Raw genomic sequence first — 18712 nt, forward strand, 5'->3', positions numbered from 1 at the left:
TGGGAGCTGGCTTGCCTGCGATGGCGGTGTATCAGGCGGCATTGATGTCGAATATGCCGCCGCTATCGCAGGCAAGCCAGCTCCCACACTTGTCCTGCGTCAGGCGCTGAGGAGCTTGCCGCTGCGGATCGGCGTAGCACCGGATACCCGGCCCAGCGGATCGCCCGGTTTCACAAATCGCACATCGCGGCGCATGTACAGCACGCCGGTGTTGTGGCTGTTGACCGTCGTGACCTGCCCACTGTGGGGATCAACGATATCGAACAACGCCTGCCCCGCCTCGATGCGGCTGCCCACTGCCGCCCGGTGTACCAGCACCCCGGCGCATGGCGCATAAAACTGTTCGCTGCCGGCCAGCGGCGTCGCCGGGTTGCGCAGGGCCGGCAATGGCCGTGGCGTGCCTTCAATCGCGCCCAGGTGGGTCAGGTAATCAATGATCGCCGTGGCGTCATGCTGCGCCAGTTCATAGGACACATCCCTCTGGCCGCGATGCTCAACGGTCACCGCCACGCTGCTGTCCGGGATCGGGAACCGCGCACCAAACCGCTCACGCAGGTTGACCCACAGCAGGTACAACGCCTCATCGAAGGAGTTGGCCTGGGAGTCGGTGGCCAGCAACGAAGCTTCGGAGCCGATATAACGTGCCAGCGGTTCCACGGTCGCCCACACGGCCTCACCGGTGTACACGTGCATCGCTGCTTCGCGGGAGCAGTGCAGGTCCAGCACGATGTCGGCGTCGTGGGCCAGCAGCATCAGGGTGCGTTGCAGCGACTGGAATTCGTCCAGTGGCGGCGAGTCCCGCAGGCATTCGCCCCAGGCCTGGCGGATCAGTTGGCGGTTGGCGTCGATGTCCTGGCCCAGCAGGTGTTCGATCTTGTCGCCGATGGCCTGATACGGCACCGGGAAACCCCGGTTGTAATTACGCCCGCTGCCCAACTCGAAACGCCCGCTGGGGGCGCCCATGATGTACTGGCTCAGCCCGGTGGGGTTGGCCACGGCCACCAGCACGATTTCCGCTTTCAGGCGGTTGGCATTTTCCAGCTCCACCAGGTGCCGGCGCAGTTGGGCGGCCACCAGCAGCGCCGGGGTTTCATCGGCATGCAGCGCCGCCTGGATATAGATTTTTCGACCTGCTCCCACTGCACCGTAATGCTCACTGTCCACGTGCCTGTGGGTACCTTGTGTCGCTTGCAGCAAGGGGTGTGATTTAAGTTTCATAAACCGGAAATCTCGATATTCGAGTGATGAACGCTGAAGAAATATTAACGAGCCGGCGTGATCGTCTGTAAGGGCGGCCCACACTATCTTGATCTGATAATCCGATCAGTGTGGGAGCTGGCTTGCCTGCGATCGCGGTGGGTCAGCCAGCCTATTCCGTCACTGACCCACCGCCATCGCGGGCAAGCCCGCTCCTACAGTGGGCTGCTACCAGAGCGCCAGGGTGTAGCCCAGCATCACGCGGTTTTCGTTAACGTCGTTGAAGTAGTTGCCTTTGCTCAGCGCGTTGCGCCAGCGCATCGACACGCCTTTGAACGTGCCGGTCTGCACCACGTAGCCCAGGTCCAGGTCGCGCTCCCACTCGCGGCCCTCGCGGTTGAAGCCGAGCACCTCGGCCGAATCACCCTTGGCGTACTTGATCCCGAACAGCAGGCCCGGCAAGCCGAGGTCGGCGAAGTTGTAGTCGTAGCGGGCATGCCAGGCGCGCTCTTTGGTCTGGGTGAAGTTGCTGAACTGGTACTCGGTAAACAGGTAAGTGATGGAGCCGTCCAGGTAGGTAAACGGCGTGGTGCCGTATTGCTGCTGGAAGCCGCCGCCGATGCTGTGGCCGCCGTACTGGTAGGTCAGGCGACTGCTCAAGGCGCTGTTGTCGACTTTGCCCGCCAGGCCCGCGCCGTCCTTGTCCGACTTGAAGTAGCGCACGTCGGTTTTCAGCGTGCCCGGCCCCAGGCCGAAGTTGTTCTTGAAGCCCACGTATTGCTGCTGGTAGATGCTGTCCAGCGCCGCGAAGTGGTAGCTGAGCAAGGTGTTGGGGGTCAGCGAATAATCGCCACCGGCAAAGCGGAACTGGTCGCTCAGGGCGGTGCTTTTGTAGACCTTGCTCACCGTGGTCAGCTTCATGTCTTCGTAGTTGGTGGAGTCACGGTCCTTGGCCTGGTCGATCTGCCCGAGGGTGATTTTCAGGTTGCTGATGTCGTTGGACACCAACTGGGTGCCGCTGAAGGACTGCGGGAACAAACGGCTGGTGTTGGGTTGCAGGGTCGGAAGGTCCGGCACCAGGTAGCCCACACGCAACTCGCTTTGGGCGAAGCGCGCCTTGGCGGTCACCCCCAGCTTGGAGTAATCGTCGGGAACGTTTTTGTCGCTGTCACGCAGCAACAGGCCCGTGCCGGAAAGGCCCGGGCTGGAGTCGAGTTTCAGCCCCAGCATGCCGGTCAGGTCCAGGCCAAAGCCCACGGTGCCTTCGGTGAAGCCGGACTTGATCCCGAGGATAAACCCTTGGGCCCACTCGGCCCGCATCGACTGGGAAGCGTTCTCCCGGTAGTCGCGGTTGAAGTAGTAGTTCTTCAATTCCAGCGTACCGCTGCTGTCCTTGATGAAGTCGGCATGGGCCAGTGACGGGACCAGCCCGCTGCTGACAACGCCGACGCCGGTGATCAGTTGAGTCAGGGATTTTTTCATTTTTTTAAGCTCCTGGCAGTGTGGTGGGGGTTGGTGTTTTTATTGTTCTTCGGGCATGGCTTCGCCGTTCGCGCAAATCGGCGATTTGCGCGGCGGGTGACGTCAGTCCTGGGTTACAGCGCTAGCGGTACGGGGCCCTGGCGGATGCGGTAGCCACCGTTTTCAAGTTTCTCCAAGGGGCTGGCCGCGGCCAGCAGCTTGCGGGTGTAAGGGTGTTGCGGGCGGTCGAAGACCTCGTCGCGGGCGCCCATTTCCACCACCCTGCCCTCGCTCATCACCGCCACCCGGTGGGCGATGCGTTCCACCGCCGCCAGGTCGTGGGAGATGAACAGGCAGGCGAAGCCGTACTGCGCCTGCAGCCGCTCGAACAGCTCGAGGATTTGCTTCTGGATGGTCATGTCCAGCGCGGAGATCGGCTCGTCTGCGATCACCAGCCGTGGGTGACGCACCAGCGCCCGGCCGATGGCCACGCGCTGGCGCTGGCCACCGGACAACTGGTGCGGGAAGCGGTCGACAAACTGCTCCGCCAGGCCGATGTCCACCAGGGTTTTCGCCACCCGTTCGCGACGCTGTACGGCCGTCATACCGGGCACATGGCGCAAGGGTTCGGCGAGGATGTCGCCGATCTTCATGCGCGGGTCGAGGGACGAATACGGGTCCTGGAAAATCATCTGGCATTGCAGGCGGTGGTCGCGGTTGCCGGCCTTGAGAATGTCCACGCCTTCAAACTCGATGGCGCCGGAACACGGGCTGTTCAACCCGACAATCGCCCGGCCCAGGGTGGTCTTGCCCGAGCCGCTGCCGCCCACCAGCGCCAGGGTTTCCCCGGGGGCGATGGACAGGTTGGCCGAGTGCACCACGCGCTTGGACTGGCTGCGGCCCCACAGGCTGCGCGGCCCCGGGTGCTCGATGCACACGTCCTTGACCGTGAGCAACGGCCCGTCGGCCTTGGGCAATGGCGCCAAAGTGCCACGCCGAGGCAGGGCTTCCAGCAACTGCCGGGTGTACTCGGCCTTGGGCGCCAGCAGGATTTGCTCAATGGTGCCCTGCTCTACCGCGCGGCCTTCGCGCATCACCACCACCTTGTCGGCGTAGCGCGCCACCAGTGACAGGTCGTGGCTGATAAACAGAATTGCCGTGCCCTGCTCGCGGGTCAGCTCGAGCATCAGTTTCAACACGTCCAGTTGCGCCAGGCAATCCAGGGCCGTGGTGGGCTCATCGGCAATCAGCAAGGCCGGGCGCAGCAGCATCACCGAGGCCAGCATGATGCGCTGGCGCATGCCGCCGGAGAACTCATGGGGAAACGCAGCCAGGCAACGCTCGGCATCCTTGATGCCGATATGCCCGAGCATTTCCAGGCTGCGCTCACGGATCTGCGCATCGCTCAGTTTGGTGTGCAGGCGCAGGCCCTCGGCCATTTGCTCGCCGATGCTCATGGACGGGTTGAGGGACACCATGGGTTCCTGGAACACCATGCCGATCTTCGCCCCGCGCAGCTGGCGCAGTTGTTCAGGCTTGAGGCTGCCCAGGTCATGGCCCTGGAAGCGCACCTGGCCGCTGCATTGCTCCAGTGGCGGTGGCAGCAGGCCGATGGCGGCGCGGGCGGCCATGGTCTTGCCGCTGCCGGACTCGCCCACCAGCGCCACGATTTCGCCGGGCGCGATGGTGAAGCTCAGGTCGTTGACCGCCAGTGGGCCATGGGCCCCCACGCGGATTTTCAGGCGGTCGACTGCCAGAAGGATGTCAGTCATGGTCATTTACTCATCCGCGGGTCTAGACGATCGCGCAAGGCATCGCCACACAGGTTGAACGCCAGCAACGCCATGGCGATGCAGACACCGGGAAACAGCCCCAGCCAACTGGCCGTGGCGATATACGGCCGGCTGGCGGCGAGCATGTTGCCCCAGGTGGCAGCCGGCGGCGGGACGCCCAGGCCGAGGAAACTCAGGGCGCTTTCCGCCAGGATCGCCCAGCCGAACATGCTGGTGGCCAGCACGCACACCGGCGCCACGCAGTTCGGCGCAATGTGCCGCAGCATGGTGTACAGCTCGGAGTTGCCGATCACCCGCGAGGCTTCGACAAACTCTTTTTCGCGCAACGACAACACCGTGCCGCGCACCACCCGCACCACCGACGGCGTGTAGGCCAGGCTCAAGGCGAAGACGATGCCGTACAGGCTCGGGCCAATGATCGCCATCAAGCCCAGGGCCAGCAGGATCCCGGGAAACGCCAACAAGGCGTCGTTGACCATCATCAGGCCACGGTCGACCCAGCCCCGCAGGAACCCGGCCAGCAGGCCAAGCACCGTGCCGGCGGTGATCGCCAGCGTCACCGTCAACACACTCACCCACAGGCTGGTGTGCGCGCCGATCATCAGGCGGCTCAGCACATCGCGGCCGTATTCGTCAGTGCCCAGCCAGTGGGCGGCGGTGGGCGCCTGCAAACGCGCCAACAGGTTCAGGGCCAACGGGTCATGGGGCGTCCAGACCAGGCCCAGCAAGGCCATGATCAACAATAAGGCCAGCAGGATTGCGCCGATCAGCGCGTTCAACGGCGGCACACGCCAGGCCCTGGGGGCACGCGCCGGTGCCGGCAACAGCACCTCGGGTGCGGCAGGTAGAGGCTTATTCATAACTTAACCCTGGGGTCGAAGAGCGGGTACAGCAGGTCCACCAACAGGTTGACCAGCACATAAACAAAGGTCACCAGCAGCAGGCAGCCTTGCAGCACCGGGTAGTCCCGGGCGTAGATGGCGTCGACCATCAGCCGGCCGATGCCTGGCAGGGTGAACACGGTCTCCAGCACCGCGATGCCGCTGAGCAGGTTGCCGAGGATCAAGCCGATCAGCGTCAGGGTCGGCGCAAACGAGTTGCGCAACGCATGGCGCCACAACACCGCCCGCTCCGACAGGCCCTTGGCCCGGGCGTGGGTGATGTATTCCAGGCGCAGCACTTCAATCGCGCTGGCCCGGGCCATGCGGGTGATCGCACCGAGTTCCACCAGGGTCAGGGTGACAATCGGCAGCACGATAAAACTCAAGGCTTGCCACGGTGACTGGCCGAACGACACATACCCCACCACCGGCAACCAGCCCAGCTTGATACCGAACGCGTAGAGCAACAGCAGGCCCAGCCAGAAGCTTGGGATCGACAGCAACAGGGTCGCGGTCGACACCACGCCAAAGTCCAGGGAACTGTTCTGTTTCCATGCCGAGAGCAAGCCCGCCGGCACCGCAATCAACGCCGCAAGCAACACCGATATCAACACGATGCCGGCACTCACCTGGAAGCGGTCGAGGATCAGCGGCAGCACCGCTTCGTTGGTGGTGATGGAGTGCCCAAGGTCGCCACTGAGCACCGCCTTGAGCCAGATCACAAACTGCAGCGGCAGCGGCTGGTCCAGGCCCAGGGACGCACGCGCGACCTCCAGGCTGTGGGCGTCGGCCATGTCGCCGAGCATCAGCAGCGCCGGGTCACCCGGCACCAGACGGATGATCGCGAACACCATCAGCGAGATCAGCAGCAAGGTCGGGATCGACATCGCCAGCCGTTGGAAGATGAAACGCAACATCCTCAGTTACTCCCGGTCGCAGGCACGCTGACGGTCCACAAGCGTGGCTTGGACACCGGCCAGGTACGCAGCCCATGCACGTAGTCACGGCTGGCGGCGATGGCGTTGCCGTTGTACATCGGGATCAGCGGCACGTCCTTGAGCATCTGCTGGTGCAGTTGATCGAACAGCGCCTGGCGCTTGGTGATGTCGCCCTCACGCTGGGCTTCACGCAGCCATTCCTGGGCCTGGGGGTTGTCCCAGACCTTGCGGGCTTCCTTGTCCTTGTCGCCGGTCATGGAGTCGAAGCTCAGGGCCGGGTCGAGGCGTTCGGAATACGGGAACGCCATCATCTGGTAGTTGCCGGTCTGGTAGCGCTCCAGCTGAGTGCCCCACTCCAGGGTTTCCAGTTCCAGGTTGAGGCCACTGGCCTTGGCCATGGCTTGCACGAACACGCCCATGTCGAAGATCGCGGCGTAGCGCTTGTTGACGATCAGCTTGATCGGCTGGCCTTTATAGCCGGCTTCCCGCAGCAGTTGGGCGGTCTTGGCCGGGTCAAAGTCGAAGCCCTGGTTCTCGATGGCCTGGTGGTAGTGGCTGCCGCTGGCGACCATCGAGTTGTTGGCCTGGGAGCGGCCGCCGGTCAAGGCGGCGACGATTTGTGCGGTGTCCAGCGAGTGGGCGATGGCCTGGCGCAGGCGCACGTCTTTGAGCAACGGGTCACGGGTCTGGAACAACAGCGCGTTCACCGACATGGTGCCGCTGGAGGTGACCTTGATGCCGGGGTTGGCGGCCAGTTCGGTGGCGTCCAGGGGCGTAACGTCAATCAGCAGGTCGACGTTCTTCGACAATAAGGCCGCCTTGGCCGCCGCCGGGTCGGGGATCACCAGCAGGCGCACGCGGTCGAGGGTGGTGGTCTTGTTGCCGGTGTAGCCGTCCGGCTCTTTCTCGTCACGCGGGGTGTAGTCGGCGTTGCGCAGCAGGTCGACGTATTGGCCGGGCTTCCACTCGCCCAGGCGGAACGGGCCGGTACCGATGGGGGCTTTCCACTGGCCGTCGACCACTGAGTCGGGGTGCAGGATGCCGCTGCCGCCGCATTCCGGCAGTGCGGTGCTGGTCAGGAACAGGCCGTTGGGCTTGTCCAGGGTGAACACCACGGTGAGCGGGTCCGGGGCGCTCATGTCGACGATTTTGGCGCCGCCATGGCCGTCGAATTCGGGGGCGCAGCGCCATTGGGTTTTCGGGTCGAGGTAGTGTTTCCAGGTCCACAGCACTTCGGCGGAGGTCAACGGCGCACCGTTCTGGAACTTCACCCCGCTGCGCAAGTGGAAGGTGTAGCGCAGGCCGTCGTCGGACACCTGCACGTCCTTGGCCAGCAGCGGGCCGACGGTGGCATCTTCACGGAAGGCCACCAGTCCTTCCGTAATGTGCAAGATGACGGCGTCGGAGTTGGTGTCACGGTTGACGCCTGGCTCGGTGCTGCGAATGTCAGCGTTCAACGCGACTTTCAACAGATTCTCGGCGTGGGCAGTGCCCACCAGCGCGGCGGACAAGGCGCCAGCCAGGATTAAAGTCTTGTTCATGATAAATGCACCTTGAATGATCCTTACGCTTGGGTTCGGACGCTGGCAGGACCCAAAAAGAGGCACGGCCGAACACCTGAATAGTTGTTGTTGTTGTTTTAGTCGCTGATAACGGTTTGCGAATGTTCCTGGACCGATCTTATTCGCCACCCGATGAACTTGAGAAGAACGCTCCGAGTGATCGGGCTCGGTTTATCCGATCATCAACCGTCCGTGGGTTGCCCTGGCCTTACCGTACCGAGAAATCGGGGCCTTGAGCTGGAAAAGATGGCGTTTTCCTGATCAGAAATAATGATCGCGATCATCCAGACCGATCTGTGCTCACCTATAGTCATCAGATAAGCTGGCTGGCATTCAATGGTTTAAATGCAGCACCAACGGAGCCGACCGTCATGACCCTCACCCATCTTCGTGCGTTCTGTTCCGTGGTGGAAAAAGGCAGCTTCCGCTCTGCCGCACGCCAGCTGGATGTGGCGCAAAGCACCCTGACCCAGTCGATCCAGACCCTGGAAAAAGAACTCGGGGTGGTGCTGCTGCAACGTTCCAACCAGGGCATCAACCTGACGCCGGCCGGCGAAGTGTTCCTGGCCCGCGCCCGCTCCATCACCCTCGACTGCGAACGCGCCCTGCTCGACCTGCAACCCTGGAAAGGCGAACCCGAAGGCCATATCGCACTGGGCGTGACCTCCGAACCCCTGGCTGAATTGCTGCTGCCGGTGCTGAGTAACTTCACCCAGCGCTTCCCGCGCATGCAGGTGCACGTGGCCAGCGGTACCACCAAGGGCCTGGTGGAAAAAGTCCGCGATGGCCGCCTGGATTTCGTGTTGTGCCCGCTGGCGCCCAACGTGGCCGATATCGATCTGGCCATCGACCGCCTCTACAGCTCCAACGCCGGCATCATTGCGCGCAAGGGCCACCCGCAGGCACAGGCAAAAACCGTGCAAGCCCTCACCGACTGCCAGTGGATCAGCGTGCGCCCGGCCGGTGTGGTGGGCGGTGCGGAAAACCGCTTGATCGAACTGTTCCGCACCCAGGGCCTGGCGCCGCCGAAGATCGCGATCACCACCGACTCGTTGCTGGAAACCCTGCACATCGTCTCGGAAACCGACTACCTGACCATCGAGCCGCGGATGCTGCCGGGGATGAAGCTGTTTTCCAGCGCCCTGACCACTATCGCCATCGAAGAACCCCTGGCGACCCGCGATGTGTGCCTGATCAGCCGCCGCTCATCACCGCTCACCAGCGTCAGCCAGGAACTGACCAGCATGCTGATTTCCTATTCGCGGCTGGTGCACCGCAGCCGTTGACTTCCCCTCCTCCCACGAGCCTGTTTATGCCCAAGTCCTACGATGGTTTGTCCCGCGCCAGCGCCAGCAGCGTCGGCGTTGATCCCGAGCAGCTGATTGCGTTTCTCGATGAAGTGAAAGCCGCCGGCCTCGACCTGCAAGGCCTGATGCTGCACCGCCACGGCCAGGTGGTCGCCGAAGGCTGGAGCTGGCCGGTGGACCCCAACGAGCCACGGGTGCTGCATTCGGTGGCTAAAAGTTTTACCGCCTGCGCCATTGGCCTGGCCCTGGATGAAGGGTTGCTGAAGCTGGATGACCGGCTGGTGGGGTTCTTCCCCGAGTTTCTGCCGGCCGACGCCGACCCGCGCCTGGCGGACATGACCGTGGAACACCTGCTGGCCATGCGCACCGGCCACGGGGCCAACACCTCGGGCTCGGTGTGGCGCGGTATCGAGACCAGCTGGATTGCCGAATTCTTCAAGATTCCCCTGGCCTATGCGCCGGGCACCACCTACGTCTACACCAGTGCGGCCAGCTACATGCTGTCGGCGCTGATCAACAAGGTCACCGGGCAGACCTTGCACGCGTACCTCAAACCCCGGCTGTTTGTGCCGCTGGACATCCATAACGAACGCTGGGACATCGGCCCCGATGGCGTGAACCCCGGCGGCAACGGGCTGAAGGCGCCGACATCGGCCATGCTCAAGCTGGCCGTGTTGCACGCACAAGGCGGCGTGTGGAAGGGCCAGCAGATTCTGCCGGCCGACTGGGTGGCTGCGGCCACACGGCCACAAGGCGGGCCGGACAGCCGCTACGGTTACCACTGGATGATGAAGCCGGCCCACGCCTTCAGTGCGGTTGGGGTGTTTGTGCAGATGGCGATGGTGTTCCGCGACTATGGTGCGACGCTGGTGGTGATCGGCGGGATGAAGAATTCGGCGGAGCTGATCCCGTTTGTCGAGCGGCATTTTCCGGCGGCGTTTGGCAGTGATTGCAGCGTCAAGCCTGACGCGGATGCGCGGCTGGAACGGCGGTTGGCGAGCATGGCGCTACGGCCTGAGCTGCTTTCAGCGTGTGCCGGGCCGGCGGATTTCACCGGTGTGTATCAGGTAGAACCCAACGGGCTGGACGTGCAGCAAGTGGCGTTTGCCATTGAGGGCAATGTACTGCGCTTCCAACTGACCGACAGCAAGGCCGTGCATGCCCTGAAAGTCGGGATTGATCACTGGGTCAGCGGCACCACCTGCATGCCGGGTCGAGCGTTGCACCACGGCTATGAGTTCAAGGACGCGCAGATCGTCGCCGGCGCACGCTGGCTGGATGCCCGGACGCTGGAAATGACCTGGATCTACCCGCAGACGGCGTTTCGCGATCGGGTGGTGTGTGAGTTTGACGGTGACCGCGTGCGTGTGGCGCGTACGGTCAACGTCAACAGTGCGGGGAAGGAGCAGGAAGTCCTGGTGGGCAGCGTGCGCGACTAGACCTTGCCGTGTGAAAGCGGTGTGACACGGGCATCCCGTTGGCCGCTTTCGATCAGCCCCTTGCTCACCCAGCCTTGCGCCAACGCACGGCAGATAAAATCCTGTACATAGGCCGCCGCGAGAGCACGACGCCTGGGCACCGCCATGGCCTGTCGGATCTCGGTGAAATTGTCGCTCAACACCCTCAGGCCGGGGTTGGAGGCCGCAAACCGCTCGAGTGGTTGCCTGACTCCGGCGGCCGCTTCCAGCCCAAACTCAAGGAAAGCCTCTACAGCGCTCGACGACGTTGGCGAGCGATGTAACTGGGCATGCTGCAAGGTCCGCGAGAGAAAAAGGTCATACGCAGCGCCCTGCCCCACAGCGATTCTGCAGCCCTGGGTATCGAGTGCGGATGCCTGTTGGTACGGGCTGTCGTGCCTCACAAGGTAGGTACCATCGATACTCACGTAGGGGGTCGAAAACGCAATTTTCTCTGCGCGCACAGGCTCTATCGCCAGAAACGCCAGGTCCCACTCGTCATTATCCAGCGCGGCGAAAACTTTTCCTGCGGCATCATATGGGGTCAGCCTGGCTGGCACGCCAATATCCTTAGCCAATGCGTGAGCCAGGGCAACGGATACGCCGGTCAGCTCGCCGGTGAGCGGATTGCGCTGGGCGAGTACCGGGTTGCCCAGGTTGATCGCGACCCTCAGCTCGGCGGTAGGCGCCAGCTCACTGCGTACAGCCGCGCTATCAAAGGGCCGATCGCAGGTGAATCGTGAGCGTGCCGAGAGTCCTTTTCCGACAGCCAGCACAACGACCGCGCCTACCAGCCCTGCTGCATAAGTCGACCATACCGGCAAGGCAGGCAGACTGAAATCGCTGATCGCCATGCTGCCCGCGATCCACCCCAACAGCGCGGCGCCCAGGGTGACAATCAGCGGGAAACGCTGCATTAGATGGAGCAGCCCTTTGCTGCCCCAAATGATGATCGGAATGCTGATGACAATGCCAAAAACCACCAGGTCCAGGCGCCCATGGGAGGCACCGGCCACCGCAACCACGTTGTCGAGGCTCATGACCGCGTCGGCGATAATAATGGTCTTGATTGCGCCGAATAACCGAGGGCTTGCTAGCCGTTTTTCATCGACATGTTCCTCCCCGGGGACGAGCAACTTGATACCTATCCATAACAACAGCGCGCCACCGAAGAGCTTTAAGTAAGGCAACTCCAGTAGCTGCAACGCAAAAAAGATCATCGCAATTCGCAATGCGATTGCGCCCAGCGCCCCGCCAATCATCGCGCGGTTACGCTGTATCTCCGGCAGCTTGCGACAGGCCAATGCAATCACAACGGCGTTGTCTGCGCCCAGTAAAATGTCGATGGCGATAATTTGCGCCACCGCCAGCCAAAAGGCCGGCGTGTTGAGCAGTTCGACCAAGGTATACGCTCCAAACCTGATCAGGTGGTTTTGAATATCATGCAGACCGGGCTTCCGGTCTTGATCATTTGGCCATTTGCCGTGAGTGCACCGGTGTTTTGGTCGACGTCGAAGGCAACAATAGTGTCGGTCTCCTCGTTGGCGACGTAGAGCCGCGAGCCGTCCGGGGTCAAGTTCATGAAGCGTGGTTTTCGCCCCTGAGAAGGTGTATGCACGGTTGCCGAGAACTCACCCGTTGGCGCGAGCGCGAACGTGGCCACGCTGTCGTGCCCCCGATTAGAGATGTAGAGGTACTTACCCGACGGGGCAATGACGATAGCCGCTGCGCGGTTGTTCCCGGTAAACCGTGACGGCACGGTGGAAAGAATTTCCTGCGGGGTTAACACGCCCTTCTGCGCATCATAGGCATAGCCAGTCACACTGCTGTCCAACTCATTAACGACATAGGCATGCTTACCGCTGGGAGCAAACACCACATGACGTGGCCCGGCACCGTCCCTTGCCTTGACCCTGCTGATCTCGGTCGCACCGAGCGTCCCATTATTGTCCTGGACCCGGTACACAAAGATGCTGTCCAGCCCTTTGTCGGGAATCACCACAAAACGTCCCGAGGGGGCAAACGGGATCATGTGCGGGTGTGAACTGCGCTGCTCGACTTTATGGGGCCCAGGTTCACCCTGGAGCACCTCCATGTGGCCCACTTCACCCAGGCTACCGCCCTCCAGAATTGGAAACAGGGCAAAACTCCCGGCTTCGTAATACGCAACTGCCAGAAATTGATGGGTGGGGTCCACACTCAAGTGAACCGGATTTTTGCCTGGGGCCGAGACCGTGTTCAATTTTTGTAGCGCACCTGACGCAGGATCGATTGCAAAGGAGCTGACTTCGCTTTGATCACCATGAACGCAGTACAACCGCGTTTGATCGGGGTTGAGCGCCAGGAAGGACGGGTTCACCAAACTGTCGAGCGTCTGAACGAGCGTGCAAGCACCGGTATCGGGCGCATACGCATACACCGTGATACCGACGCCGCGGGCATTACGCTCTTTGCTTGTCCTCGAACCCACATACGCAAAACGGGGAGCCTGGGGAGACTGGGTATTCGCCATTTTGTTTTCATCTCTCGTAGAAGCTGCGCCTGCAGGTAGGTTGAAGCCTGCTGTCACGATACCGCCCGCCGCCAGGGCTGCCATTTGCACAAATCGACGGCGAGGCATGAGGTGACGGGGAAATTGGGATGAACTCATGATGCGGTTCCCTTTTGTTTTTATTATTCAAATCGGGTTTGCCCATGCGGCGAGAGCGCCGCATGGGCAGTGAGGAATCAGAGCGCCTCAGGGATACGCACCCACCCTTCCATCAACCGGCGAGCGCTGCGGCTCATCACGGCCTTTTCAACGACCCAGGCGCCGTCCTGGAAAATCGTCCTGGCGCCCACTGCAACGCTACCGGCCGTGTGCCCCATACGTACTTGCCGGTCGCCAATATCGCCCACGATGCGGTTGACCAAGGTGCCATCGAGCGCTGCCGCAACGGCCACGGCAACCGCGCCGGTGCCCGTGATCGCATGGTGCAGCTTGCCCATCGACAGAATCCTGGCGATCACATCGATATCAGCAGGCTGGACCTGCTTTCCACCCGCCGCCTGGTAAGCCTGTGGCACGGCCACACAACACAGTTTTGGGGTGTGAGGGCGCAACCGTGTCGCCTCTTCGGCACTGTCAGCCAGCCCCATTGCGACCGTGCAGTGAGCCCGTATGGTTTCAAGGCGAGCCAGCAATGCTGCATCACCGTTGACCTGATCCTGGGTCTCGGTGCCTTTCAGGCCTACTGTCAGGGCATCGATGAAGATGGTCGGGTTACCGGCATTCAACAACGTGACCGCCAGTGTGCCGAGGCCTGGAACAGTGACCTGATCCACCGCATTGCCGGTGGGCAGGATGCTCCCGTCGGAGCCACCGGGCTCAAGAAACTCCAGGACGATTTCGGCCGCCGGGAACGCAACGCCATCGAGAACAAAGTCACCTTCTTCCTGCACCTCGCCATTGCGCATCGGCACATGGGCAATAATGCGCTTCTGAATATTGGCCTGCCAAATACGGACGACCGCCATTCCGTCCCGAGGGGCATCCACAAGACCTTGCGAGATAGCGTAGGGGCCAACGGCCGAACTCAAGTTGCCGCAGTTGCCTGACCAGTCAATCACCGCTGTTTCGATGGCCGGCGCACCGAACAGGTAATCTACGTCGCAGTCGTCACGGCTGGACTGACCAATCACCACGACTTTACTGGTGCTTGAGGTTGCGCCGCCCATGCCGTCGATCTGCTTGCCGTACGCATCTGGACTGCCAATCACGCGAAGGAGAATCGTGTCACGCTCTGCGCCTGCCGGTGGCAAATGCTCGTCAAGGAAGAACACGCCTTTGCTCGAACCACCGCGCATGTAGACGGCAGGAATACGTCTTTGGGTCATTTCAAGGTTACTCCAACGGATCTGCGTTGCATCAGTTAACGGGGGCGCTCTTCAAGCTTTCAATCAGCAATTGCGGGAGCAAACCACCGCTGCGGAAGTAGCGCACGTCTTCAAAGGTATCCAGGCGGCTCACGACGGTGACGCGTTCCTTCTCGCCATTCTCCCGTTCGATCAGCAGGGTGACTTTTGCGCCTGGCTGGAAGTCGGCGGTGATGCCTTCGACGCTGAACAGTTCGCGTCCGGTCAGGCCCAGGCTCTGGCGAGACACCCCTTCTTCGAACTGCAGCGCAAGAATGCCGAGGCCGGCCAGGTTGGTGCGGTGAATGCGCTCGAAGCTTTCCGCCACGACCACTCGAACCCCCAACAGACGTGGGCCTTTTGCCGCCCAGTCGCGCGAGGAACCACTTCCGTACTCTTTACCGGCAACCACAATCAACGATTGTTTGCGTTGTGCGTATAGCTGGGCCGCCTGGAAAATCGTGGTGACTTCTTTCTCAGGCAGAAGCAACGTCCAGGGGCCTTCACGGCCATCTTCAAGCAGTTCGTTTTTTAAGCGTGGGCTGGCGAACGTCGCACGCTGCGCCGCTTCATGGTTGCCACGGCGAGTGCCATAGGAGTTGAAGTCCGGCACGGCGATACCGTGAGATTGCAGGTATTGACCCGCATCGCTTTCTGGAAGAATCGCGCCCGACGGTGAGATGTGATCGGTGGTGATGTTGTCCGAGAGCATTGCCAACACGCGCATATTGGCCAGGTCGATGGTGGTGTCGGTTGCCGTTACTGCATCGCTCCAGTAAGGAGGTTTGCGTATATAAGTGCTGTCCGCTTGCCATGCATATTGATCGCTGACGCCGGCACGCAGGTCGCTGGCAATCAACCCGGCTTCACGCGGCACGTCTTCGTAAGCCTTATCGAACAAATCGGACGTCAGGTTATCGGCTTCGATTTGGGTCAGTTCTTGATCACTCGGCCATAACTCGTGCAGATAGACTGGCACGCCATGCTGATCGACACCCAGCGCGTCTTTATCGGGGTCAACCCGGTAAGTACCGGCAATCGCATAGGCCACGACCAACGGCGGCGACATGATAAAAACCTCCCGCGCCAGCGGGTGCACACGACCTTCAAAGTTGCGGTTGCCCGAGGTGACGGCGACGGTTTCCAGGGTGCGCGCACGAATTTCGTCTTCGATTTCCGGGCTCAGCAACGGGCCAGACATGCCGTTGCACGTGGTGCAGCCGTAACCCACCAGGTTGAAGCCCAACGCATCCAGATCTTCATTCAGACCCGACCGCTCAAGGTAGTCGGAAACCACCCTGGAGCCTGGTGCGAAGGAGGTTTTCACCCACGGCGCGCGCTGCAGCCCGCGCTTACGGGCATTGCGTGCTACCAGGCCTGCCGCAATAACTCCGCGTGGGTTGGAGGTGTTGGTGCAACTGGTGATCGCGGCAAGCACCACCGAACCATTGTCCAGGCCGGCAGGGAGATGGGTAGCAGGCGCTTTTTCGCCCAGCACGATTCGTTGATGCGGCTGCTTCGGCCCGGCAATCGAACGTGCGACTGTGCTCAGGTTGAGCGTAACCACTCGGTTGTACTCGGCATCATCAAGGCTGTCGTACCAAAGCCCCTGTGCTCGCGCATACGCTTCTGTAAGGCCGGAAATCTGGCCGCCGCGCCCGGTCATGCGCAGGTAATGCAGCGTGCGATCATCAATTGCAAACATCGCCGCCGTAGCACCGAACTCTGGTGCCATGTTCGATAAGGTCCCTCGATCGGCCAGGGAAAGCTGAGCCACGCCAGGGCCGAAAAACTCCAGGAACGATCCGATAACACCCACCTTACGAAGCGTCTCGGTCAATGCCAAAGCGATGTCGGTGGCCAGGTAGCCCTGCGGCAGCGTGCCTTCGAGGCGCACACCCACAATTTCCGGCAATCGCAGCATCAAGGGCTTGCCCAGCATTGCGGCCTCAGCCTCAATCCCGCCAACGCCCCAGCCCAGCACCCCGATGGCATTGATCATGGTGGTATGGCTGTCGGTGCCCACCAGTGTGTCGGGGAACGCCCACAGCTCATCATTGCGGCGCTGCATCCCCACGACAGTGGTGAGTCGTTCAAGGTTGATCTGATGAAGGATGCCTTTACCGGAGGGAATGATCGACAGGTTGCTGAATGCCTTGTTGCACCAGTCCAGAAACTCAAAGCGTTCGGCATTGCGTGCACGTTCGATCGCTTCGTTATCGGCCAACGCGTTTGCATCGCCCCAGCGCTCAACGTTCAGGGAATGGTCGACGACCAGGTGGGTGGGCGTCACCGGGTTAACCAATCGCGGGTTACCGCCTTTTTCCGCAACGGCGTCCCTCAAGCCCGCAAGATCGACAAGGGCCGGCGTGCCGAGCAGGTCCTGCAGAACGACGCGCGCCGGACGGAAGGGAATATCGAACGCATTGGACCGGGTGCAAATGACCTTTAGCGAGGCTTGCGGGTCGGCTTCGCCTCGCAAGACGTTTTCGGCAAGAACACGCAGGCTGTACGGCAGCCTGGCGTAGTCGCCACCGAGGTCAGTAACAACCCCGCGGATATCACTGACACGGTACTCGATGCCGTTGGCGGAAACGGTTCGACCCTTTGACTTTGGCATTGGCTAATCCTCACAGGCTGCACAGGCAATGTTCTTGTGCGAGCAATATTGCACTTTGTAACGATATAGGTCAATCTTGATTCATCCGATTCATCTCAGCCCTGAGATCGGAAATGCCCACCCGCGGTTTCTACGGTGCGGTAAAAAAATAAACATAAAAATAGGGAGCCCACCCGTGCTAACAATCCTCGGCTTTTCAATGGTCATCTGCTTCATGTACCTGATCATGACCAAGCGCCTGTCGGCGCTGGTTGCATTGATCCTGATCCCCGTCCTTTTCGCCTTGATCGGCGGGCATTACGCCGGGCTCGGCGCGATGATGCTCGACGGCGTCAAAACCCTCGCCCCTACCGGGGTGATGCTGACATTTTCGATTCTGTATTTCGGCATCATGATTGACGCAGGGCTCTTCGACGGGCTCGTGCGCTTTATCCTGAAAGTGGTGAAAGGCGATCCCCTCAAGGTTTCGGTGGGTACCGCTGTGCTGACCATGCTTGTCTCGCTGGACGGTGACAGCTCAACCACGTACATGATTGCCTGCGCAGCGTTTCTGCCGCTCTACCAGCGACTGGGCATGAGCGTGCTGGGCATGACATGCCTGGTGAACATCGCCAGCGGGATCATGAACATCTCGCCATGGGGCGGGCCTACCGCGCGCGCGGCGGCTGCATTGCACGTGGACGCCATGGCGATTTTCGTGCCGATGATCCCCGCCATGTTGATAGGCGCCGGCTGCCTGATCTTCACTGCCGTAGTCATCGGGCGCAGCGAGCGTGCGCGTCTGGGCATCCTTCATCTGGAGGACGCTCACACTGATTCGGTGATATTGGGGAACGGGTCGACTCAAGAGTGCGATGAGAATCGTCGCCCCAAAATGTTCTGGCCAAACCTGATCCTGACGTTAGGCCTGATCGCAGGTCTGGTCGTGGGTGCCATGCCCATCCAGATCCTGTTTATGCTCGGCTTCGCGATTGCCATCATGCTCAACTACCCGAAGATCGAAGAGCAAAAAGCGCGAATTGCCGCCCATGCGACCAACGTGCTGGCTGTCACCGCCGTCATCTTTGCCGCGGGCATTTTCACCGGAATTCTTTCCGGCACAGGCATGGTGGACGCCATGGCCAAGAGCTTGCTGCAGGTGATCCCGCCGGCCCTCGGACCCTTCCTCGCGGTGTTCACAGCGCTGGTCAGCTTGCCGTTTACCTTCTTTATGTCCAACGACGCGTTCTACTTCGGCATCCTGCCGGTGATTGCACAAACGGCAGCGCAGTACGGCATAACACCGCTGGAAATTGCGCGCGCCTCGGTGGTGGGTCAGCCGGTACACTTGCTCAGCCCGCTGGTTCCTTCGCTTTACCTGCTCGTGGCGCTGGCAAAAGTGGACCTGGGGGACCATCAGCGCTTTGCGCTTAAATGGGCCATCCTGGCGAGTGCTGGCCTTCTGGTTGGCGGCCTTCTTTTTGGGGCTTTCCCGTTTTATCAAGTGCGCTAGCGCAGACAATGCAGCCATGGCCCGATCCCGGCAGAAGCCACCCATGGTATCTGCCGTTACGCTTAACGACAGGCTAGAATGGTGATTCCATGGTCAGCTCTCTCCGGTTC

General features: G+C 61.4%; 13 protein-coding genes and 1 pseudogene. 3 read left to right on the forward strand and 11 right to left on the reverse strand.

The window, feature by feature from the left end:
• Positions 1–99: 99 nt before the first annotated feature.
• The 6 genes from HX855_RS19325 to HX855_RS19350 form a co-directional block, all read right to left on the reverse strand.
• Positions 100–1218, reverse strand: coding sequence for a succinylglutamate desuccinylase/aspartoacylase family protein (locus tag HX855_RS19325; protein WP_177088305.1), 1119 nt, complete (start codon positions 1216–1218; stop codon positions 100–102).
• Positions 1219–1425: 207 nt separating this feature from the next.
• Complete coding sequence (locus HX855_RS19330) at positions 1426–2679, reverse strand: OprD family porin (protein WP_177088308.1); 1254 nt, start codon at positions 2677–2679, stop codon at positions 1426–1428.
• Positions 2680–2792: 113 nt separating this feature from the next.
• The gene (locus HX855_RS19335) at positions 2793–4436 is read right to left on the reverse strand and encodes an ABC transporter ATP-binding protein (RefSeq protein ID WP_177088310.1); all 1644 of its coding nucleotides are present in this window, start codon (positions 4434–4436) and stop codon (positions 2793–2795) included.
• Positions 4433–5311, reverse strand: a complete 879-nt coding sequence (locus tag HX855_RS19340; RefSeq protein WP_177088312.1) for an ABC transporter permease — start codon at positions 5309–5311, stop codon at positions 4433–4435. Before HX855_RS19340 ends, HX855_RS19335 begins: the two co-directional genes overlap by 4 nt.
• Positions 5308–6249, reverse strand: a complete 942-nt coding sequence (locus HX855_RS19345) for an ABC transporter permease (RefSeq protein ID WP_177088314.1) — start codon at positions 6247–6249, stop codon at positions 5308–5310. The genes HX855_RS19340 and HX855_RS19345 overlap by 4 nt, the downstream gene beginning before the upstream one ends.
• Positions 6250–6251: 2 nt before the next feature.
• Positions 6252–7811, reverse strand: coding sequence for an ABC transporter substrate-binding protein (locus tag HX855_RS19350; protein ID WP_177088316.1), 1560 nt, complete (start codon positions 7809–7811; stop codon positions 6252–6254).
• A gap of 392 nt (positions 7812–8203) precedes the next feature.
• Between HX855_RS19350 and HX855_RS19355 the strand changes: the two genes are divergently transcribed.
• Positions 8204–9118 carry a LysR substrate-binding domain-containing protein gene (locus tag HX855_RS19355; RefSeq protein WP_177088318.1) on the forward strand — a complete coding sequence of 305 codons (915 nt, stop codon included), beginning with the start codon at positions 8204–8206 and terminating at the stop codon, positions 9116–9118.
• A 26-nt stretch (positions 9119–9144) separates the two neighbouring features.
• Positions 9145–10578, forward strand: a complete 1434-nt coding sequence (locus HX855_RS19360; RefSeq protein WP_177088320.1) for a serine hydrolase — start codon at positions 9145–9147, stop codon at positions 10576–10578.
• Here HX855_RS19360 and HX855_RS19365 read toward each other — a convergent pair.
• The 5 genes and pseudogenes from HX855_RS19365 to HX855_RS19385 form a co-directional block, all read right to left on the reverse strand.
• The gene (locus HX855_RS19365; RefSeq protein ID WP_256353054.1) at positions 10575–11288 is read right to left on the reverse strand and encodes an ABC transporter substrate-binding protein; all 714 of its coding nucleotides are present in this window, start codon (positions 11286–11288) and stop codon (positions 10575–10577) included. The two genes, HX855_RS19360 and HX855_RS19365, sit on opposite strands and share 4 nt — an antisense overlap.
• 51 nt (positions 11289–11339) lie before the next feature.
• Positions 11340–11999, reverse strand: a pseudogene (locus HX855_RS33415) (TerC family protein); the annotation flags it as partial.
• A 20-nt stretch (positions 12000–12019) separates the two neighbouring features.
• Positions 12020–13246, reverse strand: a complete 1227-nt coding sequence (locus HX855_RS19375; RefSeq protein ID WP_256353051.1) for a lactonase family protein — start codon at positions 13244–13246, stop codon at positions 12020–12022.
• Positions 13247–13323: 77 nt separating this feature from the next.
• Entirely contained in the window at positions 13324–14472 is a 1149-nt protein-coding gene (gene prpF / locus HX855_RS19380; RefSeq protein WP_177088322.1) for a 2-methylaconitate cis-trans isomerase PrpF, read from the reverse strand.
• 31 nt (positions 14473–14503) lie between these two features.
• Entirely contained in the window at positions 14504–17110 is a 2607-nt protein-coding gene (locus HX855_RS19385) for an aconitate hydratase (protein WP_177088324.1), read from the reverse strand.
• Positions 17111–17285: 175 nt separating this feature from the next.
• Here HX855_RS19385 and HX855_RS19390 point away from each other — a divergent pair, with 175 nt between their 5' ends.
• Complete coding sequence (locus HX855_RS19390; protein ID WP_177088326.1) at positions 17286–18602, forward strand: CitMHS family transporter; 1317 nt, start codon at positions 17286–17288, stop codon at positions 18600–18602.
• The last annotated feature ends 110 nt before the right edge of the window (positions 18603–18712 follow it).

Source organism: Pseudomonas sp. IPO3778 (assembly GCF_013386825.1).
GTDB lineage: Bacteria > Pseudomonadota > Gammaproteobacteria > Pseudomonadales > Pseudomonadaceae > Aquipseudomonas.